This is a genomic window from Micromonospora sp. NPDC049060 (assembly GCF_040649055.1).
In the GTDB taxonomy this organism is placed as follows: Bacteria; Actinomycetota; Actinomycetes; order Mycobacteriales; family Micromonosporaceae; genus Micromonospora; species Micromonospora reichwaldensis.
The window spans coordinates 61,877-85,266 of record NZ_JBEZEV010000005.1; the positions used below are offsets into that span (position 1 = coordinate 61,877).

Consider the following 23,390-nt stretch of genomic DNA (forward strand, 5'->3'; position numbering starts at 1 on the left):
CCGTTCTGCGTACCACCCCGATCGTGGGATACCGTTTCCCCGATAACAGGAGGTCTGGCGAATGTCCTTGACGGTGCACACGGAACAACGCGGCGACGTGGTCGTCGTATCGGTCGCGGGCGAGCTGGACATGGCGACCGCACCGCAGCTCCAGGACCAGATCACCGACCTGCTCGACAAGGGCCGCAGCCGGCTCGTCTTCGACCTGGCGAACGTCTCGTTCTGCGACTCCACGGGGCTGTCGGTGTTCGTCCGGGCCAAGAACAGCTGCGACGAGGCGGGCGGCGTGGTACGGCTGGCCGCTCCGCAGCGGGGCGTGCTGCGCATCCTCGAGGTGAGCGGTCTCGTCGAGGTGCTGCACACCTACCCGACGGTCGACCAGGCCGTGGCCGGCGATCCCACGCCGGCCACCTCCTGACGGTTCCTCCTCACGCCTCGTCCTCGATGTGTCGGGGACGGGCGATCACCATGCCCGCGCCGGTCTGCACGGCGAGCGCCGCCAGCAGAAACCCGATCGGGACGGTCCACCCGCCGGTCGTCCCGTAGAGGATGCCCACCAGCAGTGGCCCCAGCGCGGCGATGAGGTAGCCGACGCTCTGGCTGAACGCGGAGAGCGCCACCGTCCCCTCGGTCGTCCGGGCCCGCAGCCCGATGGTGGCCAGGATCATCGGGAAGGCGCTCTGCCCGATCGCGAGCAGCACCACCCAGAGCAGCGCCCCGTCGTGCGGCGCGACGGCCATCCCGACGTAGGCGAGGGCCATCGCGGCGGAGAGCGTCAGCACCAGCGGGTGCAGGGTGCGCAGCCGCCCGGCCAGGGTCGGCATCAGCAGGGCGATCGGCACGCCCAGCGCCGTCACCCCGGCGAGCAGCAGGCCGGCGTCCTGCGGCCGGTAGCCGGCGTCGCGGAAGAGCTGGGCCAGCCAACCCATGATCGCGTAGGCGCCCAGCGACTGCGTCCCGAAGTAGACCGCCATCGCCCAGCCGAGCCGGGTCCGCCCCGGCCGGATCCGGCGGGCACGGGGCGCCACCGCCGCCGGGGTCGCCGCCCGTCGGGCCGCGCGCGCCCGCAGCGCCAGCGGCACCCACGGGAGTACGGCCACCAGGGCCAGCCCGGCCCATACGGCGAGCCCGGCCCGCCAGGTACCGAAGAGGTGCGCCACCGGCACCGCCGCCGCGGCGGCCACCGTCGCGCCCACCGTCAGCGTCATCGAGTACGCCCCGGTGACCAGTCCGATGCGGTGCGGGAAGTACTGCTTGACCAGCAGCGGGAGCAGGACGTTCGCCACCGCGATCCCGGCCAGCGCGAGGGCGCTGCCGGCGATGAAGACCAGCGCGGAGTCGGTGCCGACCCGGACGAGCTGCCCGGCGGCGAGGATCAGCATCGCCACCACCAGCACCCGGGCCGGGGAGTTCCGGCGGACCAGCCGGGGGGTGAGCGACCCGAAGACGGCGAAGGCCACCGCGGGCAGGGTGGTCACGACCCCGGCCAGCGCCCCGGAGAGGGCCAGGCCGCCGCGTACCTCGTCGAGCAGGGCGCCGAGGCTGGTGATCGCGGCCCGCAGGTTGAGCGCCACGAGCAGCATGCCGACGAGCACGAGCAGGCCACCGGCGACCGGTCCGGCGGGCTTGGGGGTGGCGCCGACGGTACCGGCGGCAGGAGCCGTCGCATCCGCCGGTGCGGGCACGTCGTCCGGCCCGGCGATCGTCTCCGGCACGGAACGCGGTGGGGTTCCGGCGTCGACGGCGGCGGTGGTTGGCGGGGTCATGTGTCCGAACCTACAATCATGGGATGAATTTCAGGCAGGTGTTGTAACCAGTGCCACCGTCGGTTGATTCCGCCGCCGCGCCGCCCAGGGGCCACCGGGTACGGCAGACCATCGCCCAGCTCAGGGAGCGGATCCTCGGCGGCGAATGGCCGGTCGGCGGGCGGATCCCCACCGAGCCGCAGCTGGTCGCGGCGCTCGGCGTGGGCCGCAACACGGTCCGCGAGGCGGTGCGGGCGCTGGTGCACGCCGGGGTGCTGGAGTGCCGGCAGGGCTCCGGGACGTACGTGGTGTCGACCGACGAGCTGGCCCCGGTGGTGGCCCGCCGGCTCACCGCCGACCGGATGGCCGAGGTCGTCGAGGTGCGCCGCGCCTTCGAGGTGGAGGCCGCCCGGCTCGCCGCGCTGCGGCGTACGACCGAGGACCTGGCGGCCCTGGACGGCGCGCTCGCCGCCCGCGAGGCGGCCTGGCGCGACGGCCGGTTCGACGAGTTCGTGGCGGCCGACGCGGCGCTGCACACCGCCGTGGTCGCGGCGGCGCACAACGGCATGCTCGCCGAGCTGTACGCCTCGGTCGGGGCCGCGCTGCACAGCACGATCGCCCAGTCGATGGGCGGCGCGCTGGAGCCGGACCGCTACGTCGACCACTCCCGGCTGGTCGAGGCGATCCGGGCCGGCGACCCGGGCCGCGCGGCGATCGAGGCCGGCGCTTTTCTGGAGCCCTCGCCCGGGGCATAGGTTGTGCCGGACGGAAGACCGGACACCTCGGGAGTACGGATGCTCAAGGGCTTCAAAGACTTCATCATGCGCGGCAACGTCGTCGACCTGGCGGTCGGTGTCGTCATCGGCGCCGCGTTCACGGGCGTGGTCACCCAGCTCACCAAGTCGTTCCTGGAACCGCTGATCCGGGTCTTCGTGCTGCTCATCACCGGCAGCGACAAGGGCCTGGCCGGCACCGCGCCGACGTTCCGCGGCATCGCCTTCGACTGGATCATGTTCGTCAACGCGCTGATCACGTTCCTGCTCACCGCGGCGGCGCTCTACTTCCTGGTCGTCTACCCGATGAACAAGCTGGCCGAGCGGCGCAAGCGGGGCGAGGAGCCGCCGCCGAAGGCGCCGAGCGAGGAGGTCCGGCTGCTCACCGAGATCCGCGACGCCCTGGTCGCCGCCGGCCACACCACCCCCGGGCAGCGGCGCGGCGCGCTCGACGACGTGCTCGGCCGCCGGGAGGAACCGCCCACCGGGCGCTGAACCCGGCGCACGCACATCGGCCCCTGCGGGAATCCCGCAGGGGCCACACATTTTCGTACGCCTGTTCGATAGAGTCCCGCCATGGAGCAGCGGAAGCACTGGTGGAACGGGAAATGGGGCCGACTGGCCCGGCGCGACGTCTTCCTCCGGGTGGACGCCGACCGGTGGCACGTCGAGCAGCGCGCCGGCGGCTCCGAGGGCGTCTCCCGGTTCTACGAGTACGGCACCGCCGAGGAGGCCGAGGAGACGGTCCGGGCGCTGCTCCAGGGCACCGACACGTGGCGCGAACTCTCCCCCCGCCCCCCAACCGCCTGGTGAGGAACCCCGCCCGCCTGGTGAGGGACCCCGCCCGAGATCTTGGACAGTTGGCGTTCAGCCCGAGCGACAACTGTCCAAGATCTCGACGGTGGTTTAGCCGGAGCGGGGGCCGGGAACCGCCCCGGGATGGAGCAGCAGGGCACCGAGCGGCAGGCGACAGTTTCCCGGGTCACCACGGGCATGCGGGTGATCGACGTCGACGGCACCGAGTTCGGCACCGTCGACCTGGTCCAGCGGGGTGATCCCAACGCGGTGACAGTGCAGGCGCCGACCGCCGACCCCGGCAGCAGCCTGGACGAGCTGATCGAGTCGACGGCCGTGGAGGAGCCGGACGTACCGGCCGACCTGGCCGCCCGGCTGCTGCACAGCGGCTACCTGAAGGTCTCCACCGACCTGGTCCGCACCGGCGCGGTCTACGTGCTCGCCGAGCAGATCGCCGCCGTCACCGACGACCAGGTACGCCTCGACGTCCCGGCCCGCGACCTGCCGCCCGAGGAGTGACACCCACCCGCCCGGTCTCGGTCGGCCCCGCCAACCCGCTCGTGACAGGCTCCACCGCTGGCCCCGGCGCCCCGGTCGTTACGGTCTCCACCGCCGGCCCCGGCGCCCCGGTCGTGACGGGTTCCACCGCCGGGCTCCGCGACGCCGTCGCGGCGGGTGCGGGCGGCGGCTCCGGCGCGGTCGGCCCGCCGGAGCGGTGGCGGAAGAGCAGGAGCATCACCCCGCCCGCGACCAGGCCCCAGAACGCGCCGCCCACGCCGAGCAGGGTCACCCCGGAGGCGGTGACCACGAAGGTGACCACGGCGGCCTCCCGGTCCGCCGGTTCCGCCAGCGCCGAGGTGAGCGCGGTGGCCAGCGCGCCGAGCAGCGCCAGCCCCGCGACCGCCTCGATCAGTACCGGCGGGGCGAGCGCGACCAGCGCGGTGGCCGCACCGGCGCCCAGCCCCAGCAGGGCCAGCCCGGTCCCGGCGGTGACCGAGGCGATCCAGCGGCGGTCCGGGTCGGGGTGGGCGTCCGGGCCGGCGGCCAGGGCGGCAGTGATCGCGGCGAGGTTGACCGCGTGCCCGCCGGCGGGCGCGGCGAGCACGGTGGTCAGTCCCGTGGCGCGCAGCGCGGCGCCGAAGGGCGGCCGGTAGCCGTAGCCGACCAGCACCGCCATCCCCGGTACGTTCTGCGCGGCCATGGTGACCAGGAAGAGCGGCAACGCGAGGCCCACCATGGCGGAGACGTTCCAGGCTGGCGCGGTCAACTCGACCGCGGGCAGCAGCCGCGCGCCACCGAGCCCGGAGACCGGGGTGGTCAGCGCGATCGCCGCCACCGCGACGACCAGCGCGCCCGGCACCGCCCACCGGCGGGCGAACCGGTGCAGCAGCAGCCAGGCCAGCACCACGGGGACGGCCAGCCGGGGCACCTCGACCAGCGCGCGGACGGGGGCGGTGCAGAGCGGCAGCAGGACCCCGGCGAGCATCGCGCCCGCGATCGGCCGGGGGATCGCCGCGACGGCCCGCCCGAGGGCGGGGAACAGCCCGGCGGCCACGATCAGCGCGCCCGAGACGAGGAACGCCCCGACGGCGACGGGCCAGCCGCCGGGCACCGTGCCCGTGGCGACCAGCAGCGCCGCGCCCGGGGTGGACCACGCGACGCTCATCGGGATCCGGTGCCGCAGGCCCAGCCACACGGCGGAGATCCCGGAGGCCACGCACACCGCCAGCAGCCCCGAGGCGGCCTGTGCGTCCGAGGCGCCGACGGCCCGCAGGCCGGCCAGCACCACCGTGAACGAGCTGGCGAACCCGACCAGGGCGGTCACCACACCCGCCAGCACCGGTTGCGACCGTCCCGCCATCCCGCCTCCCCCGACCGTTCCGTTTACGGAACAAGAGCCTGTAGCACCATAGCGGGGTGCCGCAGACGTCACCAGTCCACCGATCGGCCCCCGATCCGGGCGCCGAGGCCGTCGGTCGCCGGGTACGCGCCCTGCGCGAGGAACGCGGGATGTCGCTGTCCGCCCTCGCCCGGCTCGCCGGGGTGGGGAAGGCGACCCTCTCCGGCCTGGAGAACGGCACCCGCAACCCGACCCTGGAGACGCTCTACGCGATCACCGCGCAGCTCGGCGTACCGCTGACGGCCGTGCTCTCCGGCCCGGCAGCCGGGCCGGTCGTCCGCGGCGCCGCGGTCAGCGCCATCCTGCTGGAGGTCTTCGAGGACGCCGACGCCACCTACGAGCTGTACCGGATGCTGGTCGCGCCCGGTCCCGAGCAGCTCTCCCCCGCGCACCAGAAGGGGGTCACCGAGCACGTCACCGTCTTCGCGGGCGTGCTGCGCGCGGGCCCGGTCGACGCGCCGCTGACCGCCGCCGCCGGCGGGCACCTGCGCTGGACCTCGGACGTGCCGCACGTGTACGCCGCCGTCGGCGACGAGGAGGTCGCCGCCAGCCTCCTGCTCCGCTACCCCCGGAGGTGAGCACCAGGTGTCGTGGGGTCAGCCGTCGACGGGGGTGGGCACCGGTAGCCGCCGCTGCACCGCCCAGATCGCCGCCTCCGTACGCGACGCCGAGCCGGTCTTGCGCAGCAGGTTGGACACGTGCACGGTGACCGTCCGCACCGAGATGCCGAGGGCCCGCGCCGCCTGCTTGTTGGACATCCCGGCGACCAGGCAGCCCAGCACCTCGGTCTCCCGCCCGGTCAGCTCGGCGTCCACCGGATCCACCGGCCGCTGCGACGCCATCCTCGGCGGGCGCGGGGCGGGCGGCGGGCGGAGCAGCGCCTCGGGCCCCCGGCCGGCGTGGGCGGCGAGCAGCTCGGTCAGCGCGTACGGGTTGCCGCCGGTGCGCTGCCAGACGGCGCGCACCAGCCGGCCGGACGGGCGCGGGTCCGCGTACACCTGGGTCAGCACCTCGGCGACCTCGGCCGGGAGCAGCGGTCCGAGGTGTTGGCGGACGGCGCCCCGGACGCCGCAGAGCCGGGCCAGGGCGCGGACCGCGAGGTCCGGCGCGACGGCGTCCTCGGCGGGCCGGCTCGCCACCACCAGCAACGCCGGCAGGTCGGCGGCAGTCGCCAGCTCGCCGACCAGGTTGAGGCTGGCCGGGTCGAGGGCGTGCAGGTCCTCCACCACCACCACGGCCGGGCCGGCGCCGACGAGCAGCCGGACGACCCGCACCGCGAGGCGGAGCAGGGTGCCCGGCGCGTAGCGCTCGCGCGGCGCGGTCGGCTGCTGGGCGAGCCAGGCCAGCGCGTCCGGCGGCAGGTCGAGCCGGCTCGTGTCCCGGCCCGTGAGAACGGCGGCCAGCCAGTCGTACGGGGCGGGGCTGTGCACGCGGGCGGCGCCGGAGAGCACCACCGCCGGTCGGGGGGCGAACGCGTCGAGGGCGGCCGAGACCAGCAGGGACTTGCCCACCCCGGCGGCTCCGGTGATCACCGCGACGGTCGGCGCGGACCGTCGGCCGGCGACCACGGTGGACCACACCCGGTCGAGCTCAAGCAGCTCGCCGGCGCGTCCGACCATCGACACCGGCATCATTCCCCAACCCTACGCAGTAGTGCGTAGAGACGGCGGGAGGGTGTTCTTGGCAAGCTTGACCCCATGACGCTGATCCTCCGCTCGGCCATCCTCAACGACATCGGCCTGGTTCGCACCAACAACGAGGACTCCGCCCTCGCCGGTGACCGCCTCGTCGCGGTCGCGGACGGCATGGGCGGCCTGCCCGCGGGCGAGGTGGCGAGCGAGATCGTCATCCGCATCCTGGACGAGCTGAGCCCGCCGACCGCCCCCGACGAGGCGGCCGCGGCGCTGCGCGCCGTGGTGAGCACCGCCAACCGGCGCATCCACGCCGCCATCACCGTCGACCCGGCGCGCGACGGCATGGGTACGACGCTGACCGCCGCCCTGCTCGCCGGGGACGCGCTGGTGCTGGCCCAGGTGGGTGACTCCCGCTGCTACCTGCTGCGCAACGGGGAGCTGACCCAGCTCACCCGCGACGACACCTTCGTCCAGGCGCTGGTGGACCAGGGGGCGCTCTCGCCCGAGCAGGCACGGCACCACCCGCAGCGGTCCCTGGTGACCCGGGCGGTGCAGGGCTCGGACACTCCCCCGGCGGTCGGGGTGCTCACGGTGGTCGCCGGCGACCGGCTGCTGCTGTGCAGCGACGGGCTCTCCGACTACGTCGAGGACGGCACGATCGCCGCGACGCTGATCACGTACGGCGACCGCCACCACTGCGGCGAGCAGCTCGTCAAGCTCGCCCACCAGGCCGGCGCGCCGGACAACGTGACCGTCGTGGTCTCGGACGTCGTCGCCGGCTGAGCGCGTCCCGGCTCCTGTCGCGGGCAGTCGCCGTCAGCTAGGTAGTTGTGCCATCTAGGTAGTGCCGCTATGTTCCTCGGGTGGATTCCGACCGGCGCGGGCAGTGGCTGCGCGGGGTGCTCGACCTCTGCGTCCTGGCCCTGCTGCGCGAGGGCGAGTCCTACGGCTACCAGCTCGCCCAGGCGATGGAGGCCGCCGGCATCGGGCCGATCCAGGGCGGCACGCTCTATCCGGTGCTGCTGCGCCTGCAACGCACCGGCCTGGTCACCGCCGAGTGGCGGGAGGGCGCGTCCGGTCCGGCCCGCAAGTACTACCGGATCACCGACAGCGGGCGGGCGACCCTGCGCCAGGGCGGCAGCGCCTGGCTCGCGTTCGTCGCCCCGGTGACCGGCCTCGTCACGAAGGGGGTCGACGGATGAACGCCGACGAGTGGCTGCGGGCGTTCGCGGCCGAGTTGGACCGGCGCCGGGTCCGGGCGGACGCCGCCCGGCACGTGGTCGCCGAGGCGGCCACGCACCTACGCGACAGCGGGGGCGACCCGTGGGCCGTCTTCGGCCGGCCGCAGGACTACGCCGCGGCGATCGTCGAGACCATCGGCACCTCGCCCGCCGCGCGTCCCGGACCGGTCCGGCTGCACGCCCGGGGCATCACCAAGCGGTACGGGCGACGCACCGTCCTGCGCGACGCGTCCCTGACCGTCCGGGCCGGCCAGATCGCCGCCGTGATCGGGGCGAACGGCTGCGGCAAGAGCACCTTCCTGCGCGTCTGCGCCGGGCTGGTCTCCCCCGACGCCGGGGACGTGACCGTCTCCGGCCGGGTCGGCTACTGCCCCCAGCAGGGCGGCACGGCCGACTTCCTGCTGCCCGACGAGCACTTCGTGCTGGTCGGCGCCGGCCGGGGCGTGGCCCGGGGACCGGCCCGCCGCGCCGGTCAGGCGGCGGCCCGCCACCTCGGCTGGGAGGCCGACGGCGACGTCCTCGCCCGCAACCTCTCCGGCGGCACCCGGCAGAAGCTGAACCTGACCATGTCCACCCTCAGCGAGCCGGACGTGCTGCTGCTCGACGAGCCCTACCAGGGCTTCGACCAGGGCACGTACGTCAACTTCTGGGACCAGCTCGCCCGGCTGCGCGACGAGGGCCGGGCGATCGTCGTGGTGACCCACCTGCTCAACCAGCTCGACCGGGTCGACCTGGTGCTCGACCTGACCCCGGCCACCCAGGGAGGGCGTGCGTGAACCGCCTCGTCACCGTCGCCGAGATGACCCTGCGGGAGCTGCTGCGCCGTCGGGGCGTGCTCCTGCTGCTGCTGTTGATGCCGCTGGCGTTCTGGCTGATCCGGCGGGACTCGCACGTCGGGCAGTCCGTACGCTCGCTGCTGCTCGGCATCAGCTGGGCCGTCAGCACCGCCGCCCTCTTCGCCACGGGCGCGGCCCGCGAGCTGGAGCCCCGGCTGCGGCTGGCCGGCTACCGCCCGCACGACCTCTACCTCGGCCGGCTGCTCGGTTTGTGGGCGGCCGGGCTCATCCTGTCCGTGCCGTTCTTCGTGCTCACCGTCGTGGACGCGCCCGAGCTGCGGCACGGCGGGGTGGCGGTGGCGCTGCTCTGCTGCGTGGGGGTGGCCGCGCCGTTCGGGATGCTGATCGGCGCGCTGCTCCCCCGCGAGCTGGAGGGGACGCTGCTGCTGCTCACCATCGTGGCGGTGCAGATGCTTATCGACCCGGCCGGCACCGGCGCGAAGCTGACCCCGTTCTGGTCCAGCCGGGAGATCGCCACCTGGGCCGTGGACCACGCCGACTCCGGCTACCTGGCGCGGGGTTCGCTGCACGGGCTGGCCGTCACCGCGCTGCTGATCGGCGCCGTGGCGGCCGTCTTCAGCGTCCGGCTGCGCCGCCGCCGGCACCTTCGACACCTGCCGATCGGCTGACCGGGCGTCGCCGTCACACCGACGATTGCGGTTGCGGCGACCGCCGGGCCGGGATGGGATGGGCGGATGACCGTCCGCCGGGTGAACGCCGAAGAGAGACTGTCCACCAGCTTCGCGCTCGGCGCGTACGCCTTCGAGGCGTCGCCGCGCAGCGCGGCCCGGGCGGAGGAGTTCCGCGGCTATCTGCCCTACAACAAGGGCAACCGGACGCTGGTCGTCGAGGAGGGCGGCACCACGCTGGCCGCCGCCTCGGCCATCCCGATGCGGCAGAACCTGCGCGGCGAGGTGCTGCCGATGGCCGGCGTCGCCGGGGTGGCGAGCCATCCGCTGGCCCGTCGGCAGGGGCACGTACGCACGCTGATGCACCAGCTCCTCGACGAGATGCGCGACGAGGGGCACCAGCTGAGCGCGCTCTACCCGTTCCGGCCGTCGTTCTACGCCCGGTTCGGCTACGTGGGGCTACCGAAGCCGCGTACGGTCACGTTCTCGCCGGCCGACCTGGGCGAGCTGCTCGGCGCCGACCTGCCCGGCGAGGTCGGCTGGGAGCGGATCGGCGAGGGCTACCGGGACTGGCGCGCGTTCACCGAGCGGTGCCTGAACGAGCGGCACGGCTTCGCGATCTTCCCCGGCTACCGGGACGTGGGGTTGCGCGACCGCGACGAGCACTGGCTGCTGACGGCCCGCACGGGCGGTACGGTCACCGGCGCGGTGCTCTACCGCATCGACGACCACGGCGGCACGCTCGCCGCCGGCGACCTGCTCGCCGCTGACCCGGTCGCCCGGGCACTCATGTTGCAGTTCTTCGGCCGCCACGTCGACCAGGTGGAACGGGTAACCGTGCAGGTGCCCGTCGACGAGGTGCCGGAGCTGTGGCTGACCGACCTGGCCGTGCACGTCGAGGCGCGGGTGGCCCGACCGGGTTACTCCGCGCCCATGGCCCGGCTGCTGTCGATCGACGCGCTGGCCGGGCTGCCCGTCGGGGCGGGCCGGGTGCGGGTGGAGCTGACCGGCGACCGGTGGCTGGCCGGGTCGTACCTGCTGGACGGCACGACCGGCGCGCTGGAGCTGGTCACCGGGGCCGCCGCCACCGCGCCGCCGACCGCCACGCTGACGGCCGCCGGCCTCTCCGCCCTGGCGTACGGGGTCCTGGACCCGGTCGAGGTGGGCCTGCGGGGGCTGGGCGACGTGTCGACGGACGCGGCGGCGGAACTGCGCCGCCTCTTCCCCCGCCAGAACCCGTACGTCTTCGCCGACTTCTGACCCCCGCCTCCGGCGGGTGGACGTGTCAGTAGGGGTTGCCGTGGCCGGCGGCGCGACCGCGGAGCAGGGCGGTGGGGCGGCCCGGGAGGTGGCGCGCCGCCGACATCGGCGGGCTGGCGGTGTGCGCCCGGTCGGCCATGCCGGCGAAGAGTTCCTTCAGCGCGCTGAGCGCGTCGTGTCGCGGATGCCAGCCCAGCTCCGTCTCGGCGCGCTCGCTCGACATCAGCGGCGCGTGCAGCGCCAGCTCCACCCAGCCGGCGTCGATCGGTTGCAGCCGCGCCCGCCAGGTCAGGGCGGCGGCGACGCGCAGCACCGGGGCGGCGACGGGCACCGTCCAGCCGTGGAAGTGCCGGGCCACCAGCTCCGGGGTCAGCACCGGGTCCGCGGCGACGTTGAACGCGCCGCGCGCGTCACCCAGGACCGCCCGGGCGTACGCGTCGGCGACGTCGTCGGTGTGCACCGCCTGCATCCGCAGCCGCGGGTTCGTCGGCACCAGCGGGATCCGGCCGAAGCGCAGCAGCCGGACGGGCGCGAGCGGGCCGAGGAAGTAGCGGGTGATCTCGGTGGCCGCCGCCCGCTGGAAGTTCAGGCCGGGCCGCAGCCGCACCACCCGCAGCTCCGGGTGCTCCCGCTCGGCCCGGTCGAGCAGCGCCTCCACCTCGGCCTTGTCCCGGCTGTACGACGAGCCGGGCACCCCGGTCGCCGGCCAGCGCTCGGAGATCGGGTGGTCCTTCGGGCCGGACGCGTAGACGCCGACCGACGACGCGTACACCAGGGCCGGCACGCCGGCGCGGACCACGGCGTCGATCACTGCCGCGCTGCCGCCCACGTTGGTCCGGTGCAGCACGCGCTGGTCGTGGCTGGGCTGGATCTGCCAGGCCAGGTGCACCACCGCGTCGGCGCCGGCGAAGACCTCGGCGAGCTGGTCGGCAGCGCCGGGCAGGCCGACGTCGCAGGAGTGCCACTCCACCTGGTCGTACGGCTCGCCGCAGTCCGGCCCGGGCAGCCGGCGGGCCACCCCGGCGAGTTCCACTCCGCGTTCCCGCCGCAGCCGGCGCAACAGGGCGGTGCCCGCGTTGCCGGTCGCCCCCACCACCACGATCCGCATGCCCGCCCCGTACCCGGTCAGCCCCGGCTCAATCGCCGGTCACGGCCACCGTTCGGGAGTACGGCGAGCGGCGCGCCCGTCAGGGGCGGGGCGAGTGGCGTACCCAGTTCTTCTGCCCGCCCCGGCGGCGGCCCTGCGAGGCGGCGAGGCAGCGCGGGCAGATCCGGCCGACGGGGTCCGCCTCGGTGAGCACGTCCGTCGAGGCGTACTCGAACCGCACGTGCGGGAAGCGGCGCAGCCGGGTCCGGCTGAGCGGGAGCCCGCAGACGGTCTGGTTCTGCCCCGGCAGCCAGGCGTGCACCTCGCCGGCCGGTTCCCGCACCCCGTCCGGCCCCGCCCCCTCACTGGAGGCCGCCACGGCCGGAACACTGCTCATCCTCATACGGACACGGTTCCCCGACGCTGCCCCCGCCATGCCTGCCTCCACCACCCGCCCCCACCGGGTCGATCATGCAGTTGTGGTGGGCGGAATGGGGGTGTCTACCACTTTTGCGGGGCACCACGACTGCATGATCGGCGCTATCTGGGTCGCCGTCCGCCCGTACCGGGCCTGCCTCATTTCGTACGCCCGGAGACGCCCGCCCACGACGGGCCGGCGTCTCCGGCGGCGGTTGCCTGCGCTCGGCCGGCCCTCACCCGACGACACCCGTGTCACGTCGACCGGGGGTCTCCAGCCTCGAACTGATCGTCGTGAAGCCTCCGCCGGAGCGGGCGGCGCCGGCGATGGCCGTGAGCACCTCGAGGACGTGGAGCCCCCGGGTCGCCGCGGCCAGCGCGGGCCGCCCCGCCAGGATGGCCCTGGCCATCTCGACCAGGCCCATCCCCATGAATCCGTCGGAGTCGCGCGGGCCGGGGAGCACCTCGACGAAGTCGGTGCCGCCCGCTGCCCTGAGCAGCACGGGGCCGCCCCACGAGTTGGCCTGCGCCGCGACGATCGTGCCCTCGGTGCCGTGGATCTCAAGGTGCGGCGTACGCGTCGCCACGACGTCGAAGCTCGTCACCAGCATGCCCATGGCCCCGCTGGCGAACTCCAGGACGCTGTTGATGTGGGTGGGTGTCTGCACGCTGAAGGTCGACCCCGCGCGGGGTCCGGCCAACACGACGCGTTCGGTACGCGCGGTCGCGCCCAGCGCCCCCACCCGCACGACGGAACCCATGAGTTCGGTCAGCACCGTGAGGTAGTACGGACCGATGTCGAACAGGGGTCCGGCGCCCTCCTGGTAGAGGAACTCCGGCTCGGGGTGGAACCGTTCCGGCCCGGCGTTCATCATGGCGGCGTTCACCGAGGTCGGGGTGCCGATCGCGCCGTCGGCGATCAGCGCCGCGCAGGTCTGCGCCCCGACGCCCAGGAAGGTGTCCGGCGCGGTGCCGACCTGCAACGACCGCGCCCGGGCGGCCTCGACGATGCGGTGCCCGTCGGCCATGGTGGTCGCCAGGGGCTTCTCCGTGTAGACGTGCTTGCCGTGCTTCAGGGCGCGCAGGGTCACCTCGGCGTGCGCCCTGGGTGGGGTCAGGTTGAGGACCAGGTCGACGTCCGGATGGGTCAACAGGGCGTCGACCGGGTGCACCTCCGGCACCGCGTGGGCAGCGCCGAGCGCCCGCGCGCGCGCCGGGTCGGCGTCGGCGCAGGCGACGACGGTGACCGCCGGGTCCCCGGCGAGGTTGGCCAGATAGCGGGAACTGACGTTTCCGCACCCCACGACCCCCACCCGCACGGACCCCCCGTCGTGGACCACGTCAGGAAAGCCTGATCTCGTGGCCGGCCCGCGCCGACTCGTAGATCCCGTCGAGCATGCGCATGACCTCCGTGCCGTGGGAGACGGGGGCCACCTGCTCGGCCTCTCCCAGGCACAGCGAGACGAAGTGCGCGATCTCGTTGGCGAACCCCTCGGCGAAGTCGAAGCTGAGGTGGTCGATCTGGGGGCCCACGTTGAGGACGGTGTCGTGCATCTCGGTGGCGATCCGGAGCTTCGGTTCGAGTTCCGCGCCACCGCGCTCGCCGAAGACCGCCACTTCGAGGCGGTCCTCGAGGGCGTGCAGGGAGTAGCTGGTCTCCAACGTCAGGGACGCCCCGTTGTCGAACCGGATGAGGGCCGTGGCGAAGTCCTCGACGTCGCTCTGGGTCGGGTCGTAGTCCGCGACCTTGTACCGCGACAGCGACGTGACGTTGGCCCGGTTGCCCAGCCGGGTGTGGGTGACCGCGCTGACCGTGACGGCCTTCGGGGTGCCCATGAAGTACCAGCAGAGGTCCAGCACGTGCACGCCGATGTCGATGAGCGGTCCCCCGCCGGACCGCTTGTGGTCCGCGAACCAGCCACCGGGGTTGCCGAGCCGTCGGATGTTCGTCGCGCGCGCGTGGTAGACGTCGCCCAGCAGCCCGGCGTCGACGAACGACTTGAGGACCTTGGCGTTCGCGCCGAAGCGCCGGACGAAGCCGACCTCCAGGTGCCTGCCGCTGCGCTCGACGGCCTCGACGAGCGCCTCGGCCTCGCCGGCCGTACGGCTCAACGGCTTCTCCACCAGCACGTGCTTGCCGGCGTCGAGCGCCGCCGTGGCGATCTCCGCGTGGCTGTCGTTCCACGTGCAGATGCTCACCGCGTCGATCTCGGGGTCGGCGAGCAGGCTGTCGAGCGTCGGGTGCACGCGGGTCACGCCGAAGGTCTCGGCCTTCTGCGCGCTCCGTTCCTGGTTGACGTCGAACACCCCGACGAGGTGGACGTCCGGGTTGGCGGCGTACGCGCCCAGGTGCATCTCCGCGATGCTCCCGACGCCGATCACGCCCACGCCGAGCCGGCTCACTTCGCCGCCTCCGCCTCGGCGAAGAGCCGCTTCGCGTTGGCCAGACCGATCGGGTTGGCCATCAGGCACTCCTCGATGCCCTCGAACTCGATGGACACGAAGCCGTCGTAGCCGGCGTCGACGATGCCTCGCACGATCCTGCGCATGTCGAGGTCGCCGTAGCCGACGATGGAGCCGAGCAGGTAGTTGCCGCCGGGGGTGTGGTGCCAGCCCTCGCCGGGGTACTGCGAGCGGACGTAGAAGTCCTTCAGGTGCACGATGCTGGCGTACGGGGCGTTCTCGGCGACCGACACCACCGGGTTGTCGTCGACCGACATGAAGTTGCCGACGTCGAGGGTCGTCTTGAAGTTCGGCTCGTCGACGAGGTGGATGAGCCGGCGTACGCGCTCACCGCCGTTCATCAGCAGCCCGTGGTTCTCCACGCTGGTGGTGATGCCGTACGGGGCGGCGTACTGGGCGATCTCCTTGCACGCCTCCACCATCCGGGGCAGCAGCGCCTCGAACTCGGCGATGTCCTTCGCCCGGTGGGCCCACTTGGCGACATCGTGGCGGAAGAGCTTGATGTCCAGCGCGGCCGCCACCTCGATGTGCCGCTTGACCCGCTGCATGCTCTTCTCCGCGTCCGCGCCGAGAAGGTCGGCCGGGACGACGAGGTTGGACAGGGTGACGCCCTGGTCCGCCGCGCGGGTCTTGATCTCCTGGACGAACCCGGGGTCCTGGTCGAGGGTGGAGGTGTCGTTGGAGATCTCCGGGGAGAGCGACACCGTCGCGATCTCCATGTGGGTGGCGTCGCTGGCGCCGATCCAGTCGATGACCTCGAGGAGGCTCATCCGGTTGGTGCGCAGGTGCTGGTAGAAGGAGTAGGAGCTGAAGCCGAACTGCACGGGTACTTCCTTCGGTCGGTTGCGGTTGGAGGGGTCAGGAGGAGAGCGCGGCGTACTGGCGGCGTCGTTCCGCCTGCCGCGCCGGGTCGGGGATGGGCGACGCCATGAGCAGCCGGTTCGTGTACGCATGGCGCGGTCGTGACGTGACGGTGTCACCGTCACCGGTCTCCACGATGCGGCCCTTGAGCATGACCGCGACCCGGTGGCAGATGTAGCGGACCACCGACAGGTCGTGGGAGATGAAGAGGTACGCGACGCCGGTCTGCTCCTGGATGTCGATGAGCAGGTCGAGGATGCGTGCCTGGGTGGAGAGGTCGAGGGCGCTGACCGGTTCGTCGCAGACGATGAGTCGGGGCTTCAGCGCGAGGGCGCGGGCGATGGCGATGCGCTGCCGTTGCCCGCCGGAGAACTCGCGCGGGTACCGGCGCCCGGCGTCGGCTTCCAGGCCGATCTGGCCCAGCAGCTGACCGATCCGCGCGGAGGCTTCGGCCCCGGGCACCCCCTGCGCCCTGAGCGGCTCGGCGAGGATGCTCTCCACGGACATCGCCGGGTTGAGCGACGAGTACGGGTCCTGGAAGACGACCTGGATGTCCCGGCTCAGGGCCCGGCGGGCGCGCCGGTTCGCGTGGGTGATGTCGGCGCCGTCGAACGTGACAGTGCCGGCGCTGATCGGGGCGAGCCCCAGGAGCGCGCGGCCCAGGGTCGTCTTTCCCGAGCCGGACTCGCCGACCAGGCCGACCGTCTCTCCCGCCCGGATCTGCATCGAGACGTCGTGCAGCGCGTGGAAGGACGGACTGCGCCACCGGGCCCCGCGATAGACGACGTTGACGTCGCGGACGTCGAGCAGTGGGGCGTCGGAATCGTTGCGGGTGCTCATGACTGCACCTCCTGAAGGTCGTCGCGCGACCGGCGGGGAGGGGCGTCCTCCAGGGTCGCGTCCAAGAGCATGCGGGTGTACTCGTGCTGCGGGTTGGCGAAGAGTTCGGCGACGGGTTGCTGCTCGACGACGAGGCCGTCCCGCATCACCGCGACCCGGTCGCAGAGGTCGGCGACCACACCCAGGTTGTGGGTGACGAGGATGAGGCCCATGTTGCGCTCGCGTTGCAGGTCGCGGAGGAGTTCGAGCACCTCCACCTGGACCGTGACGTCGAGGGCGGTGGTCGGCTCGTCCGCGATGAGCAGCTCGGGATCGCAGGAGACGGCGCCCGCGATGAGCACCCGCTGTGCCATTCCGCCGCTGAGCTGATGGGGGTAGGCGGCGAGCGTGCGGGCGGGATCGGGAATGCCGACGCGTTCGAGCAGGTGCAGGGCCCGCTCGTGCGCGGCCTTCTTGGAGAGGTTGAGCTTGCGCCGCATCGGCTTCGTCAGCTGGGCGCCGACGGTGAAGGACGGGTCCAGGTTGGACATCGGCTCCTGCGGCACGTAGGCCATCTGCGGCCCGCGCAGCTTCTGCAACTCGCCCTCGCGCAGCCCGATCAGGGACCGCCCGTCGAGGGAGAGGTGCCGGGCGGACACGGAGGCGTCGGGTGGCAGGAGTCCGAGGATCGCGAAGGACGTCTGGGACTTCCCGGAGCCGGACTCCCCGACCAGGCCGAGCACCTCTCCCCGCGCGACGTGCAGCGACACGCCCCGCACCACGTCCTTGGCGGCTCCGTCCTCGGCCACGTACCGCACCGACAGGTCCTCGACGCGGAGCAGGGTGTCCGCGGGGAGTGCGGTCGCGGGCGTACGGTCGGCTTCGGCTTCGCCCTGGACGACCGTCGTGTCGTCCCGGCCGACGGACCGCGCGGCGCGCTTGGCCTTGGGTTTGCGGCTGACCCCCAGCGAATCCGCCAGGGCCGTGCCGAAGAGCACGAGTGCCATGACCGTGAGGCCGATGGCGACGCCGGGCGCGATGACCAGCTCGGGCGCGCGGTGGAAGTTCTGGAAGGCGTTGCTGAGCTCGCCACCCCAGCTGGGGCGCTGCGGGTCGCCGAAGCCGAGGAACTCCAGGCCGGACTGGACGATGATCGCCATGCCGAAGATGAATGAGGACCGCACGAGGACCGGCCCCAGCACCACGGAGAGCACGTGGCGGAAGATGATGCGCAGGTCGGACAGCCCCGCGACGCGGGCGGCGTCGAGGTAGAGCTCCTCGCGCACCGCGATCACGGCGCTCCGGGTCAGCCGGAAGATGTCCGGCGACGCCAGCACGCCAAGGGTGATCATCGTCGGGGCGAGGCCGCTGCCGAGGGAGGCGATCACCACGATGATGATGAGGATCTCCGGCAGGGACATCAGCATGTTGAAGATCCAGCTCGACACCCCGTCGAACCGCTTCGCGCGGTAGCCCGCGAGCAGACCTGCGGGAATCCCGCACAGGAGGGCGACGGCAACCATGATCGCGCCCGCCTGGAGGCTCACCCGGCCGCCCCACAGCAGGCGGCTGAGGATGTCGCGCCCGTTGCCGTCCGTGCCGAGCGGATGGTCGCCGCTCGGCGGCCGGAGCGCCTCCGAGAGCACCACCAGGTTCGGGTCCTGCGGGGCGAGCAGCGGCGCGAGCAGGCTCGCCGCGACGATGGCCAGCAGGACGCCGCCCGCCACCACGCCCATCGGGTTACGCAGGAAGGAGCGGAATCTCCTGGCTGTCAGGCCCGCGCGGGGCGTCACGTCGGCGCTCATGCGTTCCGTACCTTCGGGTTCAGTGCGGCGTAGAGGATGTCGACCGCGAGATTGACGAGTACGACGACGAGCACGGTGAAGAGCAGGACGCCCATGATGACGGGGATGTCGCTGTTGCCCGAGGCGTTGATGGCGACGGCGCCGATGCCCTGGAGGCCGAACACGCGCTCGATGATGGCGGCGCCGCTCATCGCCGCGATGAACTGGAGGGAGAGCATCGTCAGCGCCGGCGGAGCCGCGTTGCGCAGGACGTGGGTGAGCAGGATCTCGCGCTGCGAGAGGCCCCGGCTGCGCAGCGTACGGACGTAGTCCTGGCTGTTGACGGTGATCACGGAGTTCCGCAGTTGCTGGGCGATGGCGGCGATCGAACCGATCGACAGCGCGACGATCGGCAGGGTGATGGACCAGAGCCAACCGCTGGGTGAGTCGTTCAGGTGCACGTAGCCCGTGGCGGGGAACCAGCCCAGCTGCACGGCGAAGACCAGGGCCAGGATGATCGCGACCCAGAAGTTCGGAAGGCTGAAGCCGAACACCATGAACACCTGGAGTACGCGGTCGAACGTCCCGGGACGGGTCGCCGCGAGCAGCCCGAGCACGATGCCGAGGACCGCGGCCACCAGGACGGCGCCCAACGCGAGGGAGACGGTGACTGGCAGCCGCGTCACGATGAGCTCGCTCACGTCGGTGTTCTGCGCGGACGAGACCCCCAGGTCACCGCGTACGACCCCGCCCAGCCAGCTCAGGTACTGCTCGACGAGCGGCCGGTCGAGCCCGAGCTGCTCCCGCTTGACCGCGACCTGTTCCTCCGTCGCGTAGAGGCCGAGCGCGCCCCGGGCCGGATCGGAGCCGGTGAGCATGAGGAAGAAGAACATCCCCGTCACGACGGAGAACGCCAGCAGCAGGCCCGTGGCCAACCGCCGACCGATGAAGCCCAGCATGCCTGCTACCTCCTAGATGAGCTGTAGTGATCCACCGGATGGGCCGGCCGGTTGCCCGGCCCATCCGGGGTCGATCGACTGTTACTTCGCCGGGGCGAAGAAGCGGAGGCTCGGCATGAGCTGCGCCTGCTGCATGGTCACGTCGATGTCCGACTTGAACAGGTAGACGTTCTCCTGCGTGACGATCGGCGCGAACCAGGCCTGCTCGACGAGGTGGGTGTTCAGCTCCTTGTAGAGGGCGGCCTGCTTGTCACCCTGCGCGGCCGGGATCTCCTTGAGCAGCCGGGTGACGGTCTCGTCGGTGTACTTGAAGTTGTTCCACAGCGACGTCGGGGTGAGCTTGTTCAGCACGTCCGTCCACGCCGGGATGTTCGTGGAGAACGAGAGCATGAAGGCCGGCTGGCCCTTCAGGGTCTCCAGGCCGCCGTTGGCGAAGCCGTTGACCGGCACCTGCTCGACAGTGATGCCCACGTCGCCCAGGTACTGGGCGACGATCGGCACCAGCGGGGACATGAAGCCCTCGCTGTACGAAACCTTGATCTTGAAGCCGCTGCCGTAGCCCGCCGAGGCAAGCAACTCGCGCGCCTTCGCCGGGTCGTACGGGTAGCGCGCGTTCAGCTCCGGCACCCACGCCTCGCTGGCCGGGTTGAAGGTCTGCGTGGAGACCTGGCCGAACCCGCCGTAGTGGGTCTCGAGGATGGCCTTGCGGTCGAGCGCGTGGTTGATCGCCTGCCGCACCCGCACGTCGCCGAGTGCCGCCGACGCCTTGCCGGCGCGGTCCTGGAGGATGATGCCCTGCCACTCGCCGGGCACCGTCTTGACGGTGAGCCCGTCGGTCTTGGCCTTCGGCACCATGTCGGGGGTGCCGTACATGAACTGGATCTGGCCGGTGGCGAGCGCGTTGTACCGGGCGGTGAACTCCTCGTACGGGCGGATCACGACGTTCTCGAAGGGGAACGCCTCGCGGTTCCAGTAGCCGTCGCGCGCCTTGAACGTGTACTTGACGCCCTTCTCGGAGGCGCCCGCGTCGTACGTGTAGGGCCCGGAGCCCACCGGGTTCGAGGCGATGTTGCCCGCGCTGAGCGCCGTGGGGCTCACCATGTACCCCGTGTACGTCGCCAGGGCCGCCAGGAGGCCGGGGCTGGGCTCGCTGAGGTGCAGGCGCGCCGTGGCCTTGTCCACGACCTCGACGCGCTCGATCGCCCGGGCCCCCTCGGAGGCGCTGCCCGCCCCCTTCTTGCGCGCCTCGAGGTTGACCTTCACCACGTCGGCGTCGAAGGCCGCGCCGTCACTGAAGGTGACACCGTCGCGCAGCTTCAGGGTGAGCTCGGTGAGGTCGGCGTTGTACTCGTACGAGGTGGCCAGGTTGCCCTCGATCTTCGACTCGGCCGTCTTGCGGAGCAGCGGGTCGTAGACGGCCTCCGCGTAGTGGATGACCGCGCCTTCCTTCATCTCAGCGGGGTCCCAGGTCAGCAGGTCGCCGTTGTTGCCCAGGACGAGCTGGGACGAGCCTGCTTCATTCGCCTGCCCGCCACCGCTACAACCGGCGAGGGCGAGAGCGACTACGGCAAACGCTGCCGTCAGCGTGCGTGTCAGTTGCACCGTGTTCCCTTCTATTGCTGCAAAGCCAGCGCCGGTCGGCGTCGCTATGAGTGACGGGGATCGGATCAGCGGATCAGGCGATCCCGAGTTGTTGGCTCATGACCATGGCGGTCGCGCCGCGCAGGACGATGTCGTCGCCGAGCTCCGAGAGCCGCAGGACGATGTCGCCGTGCACCTCTGTCAGGGCGCGCTGCCGGATGGTTTCCATCGCCGCGGCGGCCAGCGGTCCTTCCAGCACCCGGTGCGGCCCGCTGAGGACGATTTCCGAGACGTTGATGGCGGCCACGATCGGGGCCAGCACCGAACCAAGCGCCTCGCCCGCGGCGGCGAGGACCCGGGTGTGCTCCGCGTCGGTACGGGCTTCCGAGAGGTCTTCCTGGATGCGCCGGGTCGACAGCCAGGTCTCGAGGCAGCCGAACTTTCCGCAGACACAGGCCCGCTCGCTGCCGGTGTCCACGACCACGTGGCCGATCTCGCCGGCCGCGAACCTGCTGCCCAGGACGGGCGTGCCGCCGAGCAGCAGACCCGCCCCCACGCCGACACCGACCCGCACGAGGAGGGTGTCGGCCGCGCTCTCGCCGTAACTGCGCTCGGCGAGCGCGGTGGCGTTGGCGTCGTTCGACACGACCACGGGACAGCCGAACTGCTCGGTCAGCACCGACCGGAGGTTGAGGTCCTTCCACCCCAGGTTGGGTGCGCTGAGGACGACGCCGCCGAGGTCCACGATCCCCGGGGTGCCGATGCCGATGCCGAGCAGCGGCGCCGTCACCTGTTCGCGCAACGCCCCGACGAGACCGACGACCTTCGCCAACGCGTCGGCTCCGGTGCTGCCCTCGTTCTCGACCTGCTGACGAGCCACCACCGATCCGCCGAGGTCGAGCACGGCCCCCCGGTAGAGCGTCGAGTGGCTCAGGTCGACGGCGATCGCCTGGTAGGCGCGCTCGTTGAACTCGAGCATCATGGCCGGCTTCCCGGGCCGCGTCCCCGCCCGCGTACCGACCTCGACCACGAGGTCGTCCGCGAGGAGGTCGCTCACGACGTCCGAGACCGAGACCCTCGTCAGCCCTGTGCGTCGCGCCAGATCCGCCCGGCTGTGCGGCCCTTCCCGGTAGAGCGTGCGCAGCAGCAACTCGCGGTTGTGCACGCGGGCCTGCTCCGGGAGCACCTTCTCGCCGGAGCGGACCCGGGCCGGAACCCGGTCTCGCCGCAGGGTCCCCACCGCGCGGCCCTGGGGCTCCGGCGGTGTGGTTCCCGTCTCATCAATGCAGGTCACCCGGTTAGTACAGGCGGCTAACAAACTGCGGACAAGAACGCGGCTCGCCTTGTTCCCAAGTTGTTACATTCCCATGGCCCGCTTTTTGCGCCAGCTTCAGCCAGTTAACACCCCTGGTAGAGCCGCTGACCACGGCGCCGAACGGGCCCGGCGGCACGCTGGCGAGCCGACACGGCGACGAGGAGGGACACCATGGGCGCCGGCTCTCCGATAAGGTCCGACCGGAGGCCCGCCAGCCTTCTTCGGGATCGACCGCCGGACCGCGACCGGCCCCGGGCTCCCAAGATCAAAGGCCCCCGAAGGCCGGGCAGTTGACCTTCCGGCACCCTCCGCGCCGCCCGGCCTGATTCCTCCCGTACGCCCGGAAGCGCCGTCATGGACGGGCGTTCCTCACCTGAGCTGCCGGTTCCGCCTACGGCACGAAAGCCGAGAGTCGCAACCGGCCGCCTTCCGGTAACCTGAGCGCGCGGGCCGCTAGCTCAATGGCAGAGCTGTGGACTTTTAATCCATAGGTTCAGGGTTCGAGTCCCTGGCGGCCCACTCCTATGCAGGTCAGCGGCCCTTTTCGGGGCCGCTGTTGCCGTGCTCCGGGCCGGCACAGCAGCGATGTGCAGCAGCACCCGTGGATCCATCGCCAGGGTCGAGCCCATCCGAGGTACAGTTTTCTGTACTTACCCCGGAGGTGGTCATGCGGACCGTCAACTTCACCCAGCTACGACAGAACCTGGCCGCCGAACTCGACAGCGTCATCAACGACGCGGAGGAAGTGGTGGTGACCCGGTCGGGCCACGAACCGGTGGTCATCGTGCCGCTTGCGGAGTACGAGGCGATGAAGGAGACCGAGTACCTCCTTCGCAACCCGGCCAACGCCGCAGCCCTGCGCCGCTCCATCGCGGAGCTTGAGGAAGGCGACGCGGCCGAGCGGGACCTGATCGAACCGGCCACCGTGCGGGACGTCGCGTGAGGCTGGTCTTCACCGCGACGGCCTGGAACCAGTACCTCAGCCACACCGACCGGAATCTGGTCAAACGCGTCAACGACCTCATCGCGGACGTGATGCGCAACGGATACGAGGGCATCGGCAAGCCGGAACCCCTGCGGGGAGAGCTGTCCGGCTTCCGGTCCCGCCGGATCGATCGCGAGCACCGGCTGGTGTATCGGATCACCAAGGACGACGTCGAGATCATCGCCTGCCGGTACCACTACGGCGACCGGTAGCGACCGGGCTGGCGTGCTTGATGAGAGCCAAAGTAGCGCCGGGTACCGACACGCCAACCCGCCGTAACCACGCTGCACTGGATTGACGAGCTTG

The 23,390-nt window shown here is 72.3% G+C and carries 26 protein-coding genes and 1 tRNA gene; 14 read left to right on the forward strand and 13 right to left on the reverse strand.

The features are described from left to right. Positions 1-61 precede the first annotated feature (61 nt). On the forward strand, positions 62-418 hold the full coding sequence (locus tag AB0B83_RS03965; protein WP_091624489.1) for an STAS domain-containing protein: 357 nt from the start codon (positions 62-64) through the stop codon (positions 416-418). A gap of 10 nt (positions 419-428) precedes the next feature. On the opposite strand, the gene AB0B83_RS03970 is transcribed toward AB0B83_RS03965, so the two are convergent. After that, on the reverse strand, positions 429-1,583 hold the full coding sequence (locus AB0B83_RS03970) for an MFS transporter (RefSeq protein WP_357576964.1): 1,155 nt from the start codon (positions 1,581-1,583) through the stop codon (positions 429-431). Between the two features lie 233 nt (positions 1,584-1,816). Here AB0B83_RS03970 and AB0B83_RS03975 point away from each other — a divergent pair, with 233 nt between their 5' ends. From AB0B83_RS03975 to AB0B83_RS03990, 4 genes are all read left to right on the forward strand, one after another. Then, complete coding sequence (locus AB0B83_RS03975) at positions 1,817-2,500, forward strand: FCD domain-containing protein (protein WP_357576876.1); 684 nt, start codon at positions 1,817-1,819, stop codon at positions 2,498-2,500. Positions 2,501-2,539: 39 nt separating this feature from the next. Next, positions 2,540-3,013: a large conductance mechanosensitive channel protein MscL gene (mscL, locus tag AB0B83_RS03980; protein WP_357576877.1), complete on the forward strand. Its 474-nt coding sequence runs from the start codon at positions 2,540-2,542 to the stop codon at positions 3,011-3,013. An 81-nt stretch (positions 3,014-3,094) separates the two neighbouring features. Beyond that, positions 3,095-3,331, forward strand: coding sequence for a hypothetical protein (locus AB0B83_RS03985; RefSeq protein ID WP_132232264.1), 237 nt, complete (start codon positions 3,095-3,097; stop codon positions 3,329-3,331). A gap of 126 nt (positions 3,332-3,457) precedes the next feature. Further along, positions 3,458-3,832, forward strand: coding sequence for a hypothetical protein (locus AB0B83_RS03990; RefSeq protein ID WP_132232266.1), 375 nt, complete (start codon positions 3,458-3,460; stop codon positions 3,830-3,832). On the opposite strand, the gene AB0B83_RS03995 is transcribed toward AB0B83_RS03990, so the two are convergent. Continuing rightward, on the reverse strand, positions 3,774-5,174 hold the full coding sequence (locus AB0B83_RS03995; RefSeq protein WP_357576878.1) for a benzoate/H(+) symporter BenE family transporter: 1,401 nt from the start codon (positions 5,172-5,174) through the stop codon (positions 3,774-3,776). The two genes, AB0B83_RS03990 and AB0B83_RS03995, sit on opposite strands and share 59 nt — an antisense overlap. A gap of 149 nt (positions 5,175-5,323) precedes the next feature. Here AB0B83_RS03995 and AB0B83_RS04000 point away from each other — a divergent pair, with 149 nt between their 5' ends. Further along, positions 5,324-5,791 (forward strand): helix-turn-helix domain-containing protein, encoded by a 468-nt coding sequence (locus tag AB0B83_RS04000; RefSeq protein WP_357576879.1) that lies wholly within the window; start codon positions 5,324-5,326, stop codon positions 5,789-5,791. Positions 5,792-5,809: 18 nt separating this feature from the next. Here AB0B83_RS04000 and AB0B83_RS04005 read toward each other — a convergent pair whose 3' ends face one another. Further along, positions 5,810-6,847, reverse strand: coding sequence for an AAA family ATPase (locus AB0B83_RS04005; protein WP_357576880.1), 1,038 nt, complete (start codon positions 6,845-6,847; stop codon positions 5,810-5,812). A gap of 63 nt (positions 6,848-6,910) precedes the next feature. On the opposite strand from AB0B83_RS04005, the gene AB0B83_RS04010 reads away from it, so the two are divergent. The 5 genes from AB0B83_RS04010 to AB0B83_RS04030 all read left to right on the forward strand — a co-directional run bounded on the left by AB0B83_RS04010 (position 6,911) and on the right by AB0B83_RS04030 (position 10,813). Then, positions 6,911-7,630 (forward strand): protein phosphatase 2C domain-containing protein, encoded by a 720-nt coding sequence (locus AB0B83_RS04010; protein WP_151452588.1) that lies wholly within the window; start codon positions 6,911-6,913, stop codon positions 7,628-7,630. Between the two features lie 80 nt (positions 7,631-7,710). After that, entirely contained in the window at positions 7,711-8,049 is a 339-nt protein-coding gene (locus tag AB0B83_RS04015) for a PadR family transcriptional regulator (RefSeq protein ID WP_357576881.1), read from the forward strand. Then, on the forward strand, positions 8,046-8,864 hold the full coding sequence (locus AB0B83_RS04020; RefSeq protein WP_357576882.1) for an ATP-binding cassette domain-containing protein: 819 nt from the start codon (positions 8,046-8,048) through the stop codon (positions 8,862-8,864). The genes AB0B83_RS04015 and AB0B83_RS04020 overlap by 4 nt, the downstream gene beginning before the upstream one ends. Continuing rightward, complete coding sequence (locus tag AB0B83_RS04025; RefSeq protein ID WP_357576883.1) at positions 8,861-9,553, forward strand: hypothetical protein; 693 nt, start codon at positions 8,861-8,863, stop codon at positions 9,551-9,553. Before AB0B83_RS04020 ends, AB0B83_RS04025 begins: the two co-directional genes overlap by 4 nt. Positions 9,554-9,634: 81 nt before the next feature. Further along, on the forward strand, positions 9,635-10,813 hold the full coding sequence (locus tag AB0B83_RS04030; RefSeq protein ID WP_357576884.1) for a GNAT family N-acetyltransferase: 1,179 nt from the start codon (positions 9,635-9,637) through the stop codon (positions 10,811-10,813). Between the two features lie 25 nt (positions 10,814-10,838). On the opposite strand, the gene AB0B83_RS04035 is transcribed toward AB0B83_RS04030, so the two are convergent. From AB0B83_RS04035 to AB0B83_RS04080, 10 genes are all read right to left on the reverse strand, one after another. After that, positions 10,839-11,921, reverse strand: coding sequence for an NAD-dependent epimerase/dehydratase family protein (locus tag AB0B83_RS04035; RefSeq protein WP_357576885.1), 1,083 nt, complete (start codon positions 11,919-11,921; stop codon positions 10,839-10,841). 79 nt (positions 11,922-12,000) lie between these two features. Then, a complete protein-coding gene (locus tag AB0B83_RS04040; protein WP_357576886.1) occupies positions 12,001-12,297 on the reverse strand; it encodes a hypothetical protein in 297 nt (98 codons plus the stop codon). Between the two features lie 256 nt (positions 12,298-12,553). Beyond that, a complete protein-coding gene (locus AB0B83_RS04045; RefSeq protein ID WP_357576887.1) occupies positions 12,554-13,657 on the reverse strand; it encodes a Gfo/Idh/MocA family oxidoreductase in 1,104 nt (367 codons plus the stop codon). A gap of 1 nt (position 13,658) precedes the next feature. Beyond that, positions 13,659-14,720 (reverse strand): Gfo/Idh/MocA family oxidoreductase, encoded by a 1,062-nt coding sequence (locus AB0B83_RS04050; RefSeq protein ID WP_357576888.1) that lies wholly within the window; start codon positions 14,718-14,720, stop codon positions 13,659-13,661. Beyond that, entirely contained in the window at positions 14,717-15,604 is an 888-nt protein-coding gene (locus AB0B83_RS04055; RefSeq protein ID WP_357576889.1) for a sugar phosphate isomerase/epimerase family protein, read from the reverse strand. Before AB0B83_RS04055 ends, AB0B83_RS04050 begins: the two co-directional genes overlap by 4 nt. 34 nt (positions 15,605-15,638) lie before the next feature. Beyond that, positions 15,639-16,481, reverse strand: a complete 843-nt coding sequence (locus AB0B83_RS04060; RefSeq protein WP_357576890.1) for an ATP-binding cassette domain-containing protein — start codon at positions 16,479-16,481, stop codon at positions 15,639-15,641. Then, a complete protein-coding gene (locus AB0B83_RS04065) occupies positions 16,478-18,265 on the reverse strand; it encodes a dipeptide/oligopeptide/nickel ABC transporter permease/ATP-binding protein (protein WP_357576891.1) in 1,788 nt (595 codons plus the stop codon). Before AB0B83_RS04065 ends, AB0B83_RS04060 begins: the two co-directional genes overlap by 4 nt. Further along, complete coding sequence (locus AB0B83_RS04070; RefSeq protein ID WP_357576892.1) at positions 18,262-19,203, reverse strand: ABC transporter permease; 942 nt, start codon at positions 19,201-19,203, stop codon at positions 18,262-18,264. Before AB0B83_RS04070 ends, AB0B83_RS04065 begins: the two co-directional genes overlap by 4 nt. 81 nt (positions 19,204-19,284) lie before the next feature. Next, positions 19,285-20,805, reverse strand: a complete 1,521-nt coding sequence (locus AB0B83_RS04075) for an ABC transporter substrate-binding protein (protein ID WP_357576893.1) — start codon at positions 20,803-20,805, stop codon at positions 19,285-19,287. 73 nt (positions 20,806-20,878) lie between these two features. Further along, positions 20,879-22,078 (reverse strand): ROK family transcriptional regulator, encoded by a 1,200-nt coding sequence (locus AB0B83_RS04080; protein WP_357576894.1) that lies wholly within the window; start codon positions 22,076-22,078, stop codon positions 20,879-20,881. A gap of 468 nt (positions 22,079-22,546) precedes the next feature. Here AB0B83_RS04080 and AB0B83_RS04085 point away from each other — a divergent pair. From AB0B83_RS04085 to AB0B83_RS04095, 3 genes are all read left to right on the forward strand, one after another. Next, a tRNA-Lys gene (locus AB0B83_RS04085) sits at positions 22,547-22,618 on the forward strand. Positions 22,619-22,766: 148 nt separating this feature from the next. Further along, positions 22,767-23,042 carry a type II toxin-antitoxin system prevent-host-death family antitoxin gene (locus tag AB0B83_RS04090; RefSeq protein ID WP_357576895.1) on the forward strand — a complete coding sequence of 92 codons (276 nt, stop codon included), beginning with the start codon at positions 22,767-22,769 and terminating at the stop codon, positions 23,040-23,042. Further along, positions 23,039-23,296: a Txe/YoeB family addiction module toxin gene (locus AB0B83_RS04095; protein ID WP_357576896.1), complete on the forward strand. Its 258-nt coding sequence runs from the start codon at positions 23,039-23,041 to the stop codon at positions 23,294-23,296. The genes AB0B83_RS04090 and AB0B83_RS04095 overlap by 4 nt, the downstream gene beginning before the upstream one ends. Positions 23,297-23,390: the final 94 nt, after the last annotated feature.

Bases quoted from the DNA above. Each gene is read 5' to 3' on its own strand.
- AB0B83_RS04020 (WP_357576882.1), top strand. From the start codon at position 8,046: ATGAACGCCGACGAGTGGCTGCGGGCGTTCGCGGCCGAGTTGGACCGG.
- mscL (WP_357576877.1), top strand. From the start codon at position 2,540: ATGCTCAAGGGCTTCAAAGACTTCATCATGCGCGGCAACGTCGTCGAC.
- AB0B83_RS04010 (WP_151452588.1), top strand. From the start codon at position 6,911: ATGACGCTGATCCTCCGCTCGGCCATCCTCAACGACATCGGCCTGGTT.
- AB0B83_RS03970 (WP_357576964.1), bottom strand. From the start codon at position 1,583: ATGCTGCTCGTGGCGCTCAACCTGCGGGCCGCGATCACCAGCCTCGGC.
- AB0B83_RS03985 (WP_132232264.1), top strand. From the start codon at position 3,095: ATGGAGCAGCGGAAGCACTGGTGGAACGGGAAATGGGGCCGACTGGCC.
- AB0B83_RS04040 (WP_357576886.1), bottom strand. From the start codon at position 12,297: ATGAGCAGTGTTCCGGCCGTGGCGGCCTCCAGTGAGGGGGCGGGGCCG.
- AB0B83_RS04035 (WP_357576885.1), bottom strand. From the start codon at position 11,921: ATGCGGATCGTGGTGGTGGGGGCGACCGGCAACGCGGGCACCGCCCTG.
- AB0B83_RS03990 (WP_132232266.1), top strand. From the start codon at position 3,458: ATGGAGCAGCAGGGCACCGAGCGGCAGGCGACAGTTTCCCGGGTCACC.
- AB0B83_RS03995 (WP_357576878.1), bottom strand. From the start codon at position 5,174: ATGGCGGGACGGTCGCAACCGGTGCTGGCGGGTGTGGTGACCGCCCTG.
- AB0B83_RS04070 (WP_357576892.1), bottom strand. From the start codon at position 19,203: ATGCTGGGCTTCATCGGTCGGCGGTTGGCCACGGGCCTGCTGCTGGCG.
- AB0B83_RS04065 (WP_357576891.1), bottom strand. From the start codon at position 18,265: ATGAGCGCCGACGTGACGCCCCGCGCGGGCCTGACAGCCAGGAGATTC.
- AB0B83_RS04090 (WP_357576895.1), top strand. From the start codon at position 22,767: ATGCGGACCGTCAACTTCACCCAGCTACGACAGAACCTGGCCGCCGAA.
- AB0B83_RS04060 (WP_357576890.1), bottom strand. From the start codon at position 16,481: ATGAGCACCCGCAACGATTCCGACGCCCCACTGCTCGACGTCCGCGAC.
- AB0B83_RS04000 (WP_357576879.1), top strand. From the start codon at position 5,324: ATGTCGCTGTCCGCCCTCGCCCGGCTCGCCGGGGTGGGGAAGGCGACC.
- AB0B83_RS04005 (WP_357576880.1), bottom strand. From the start codon at position 6,847: ATGATGCCGGTGTCGATGGTCGGACGCGCCGGCGAGCTGCTTGAGCTC.
- AB0B83_RS03965 (WP_091624489.1), top strand. From the start codon at position 62: ATGTCCTTGACGGTGCACACGGAACAACGCGGCGACGTGGTCGTCGTA.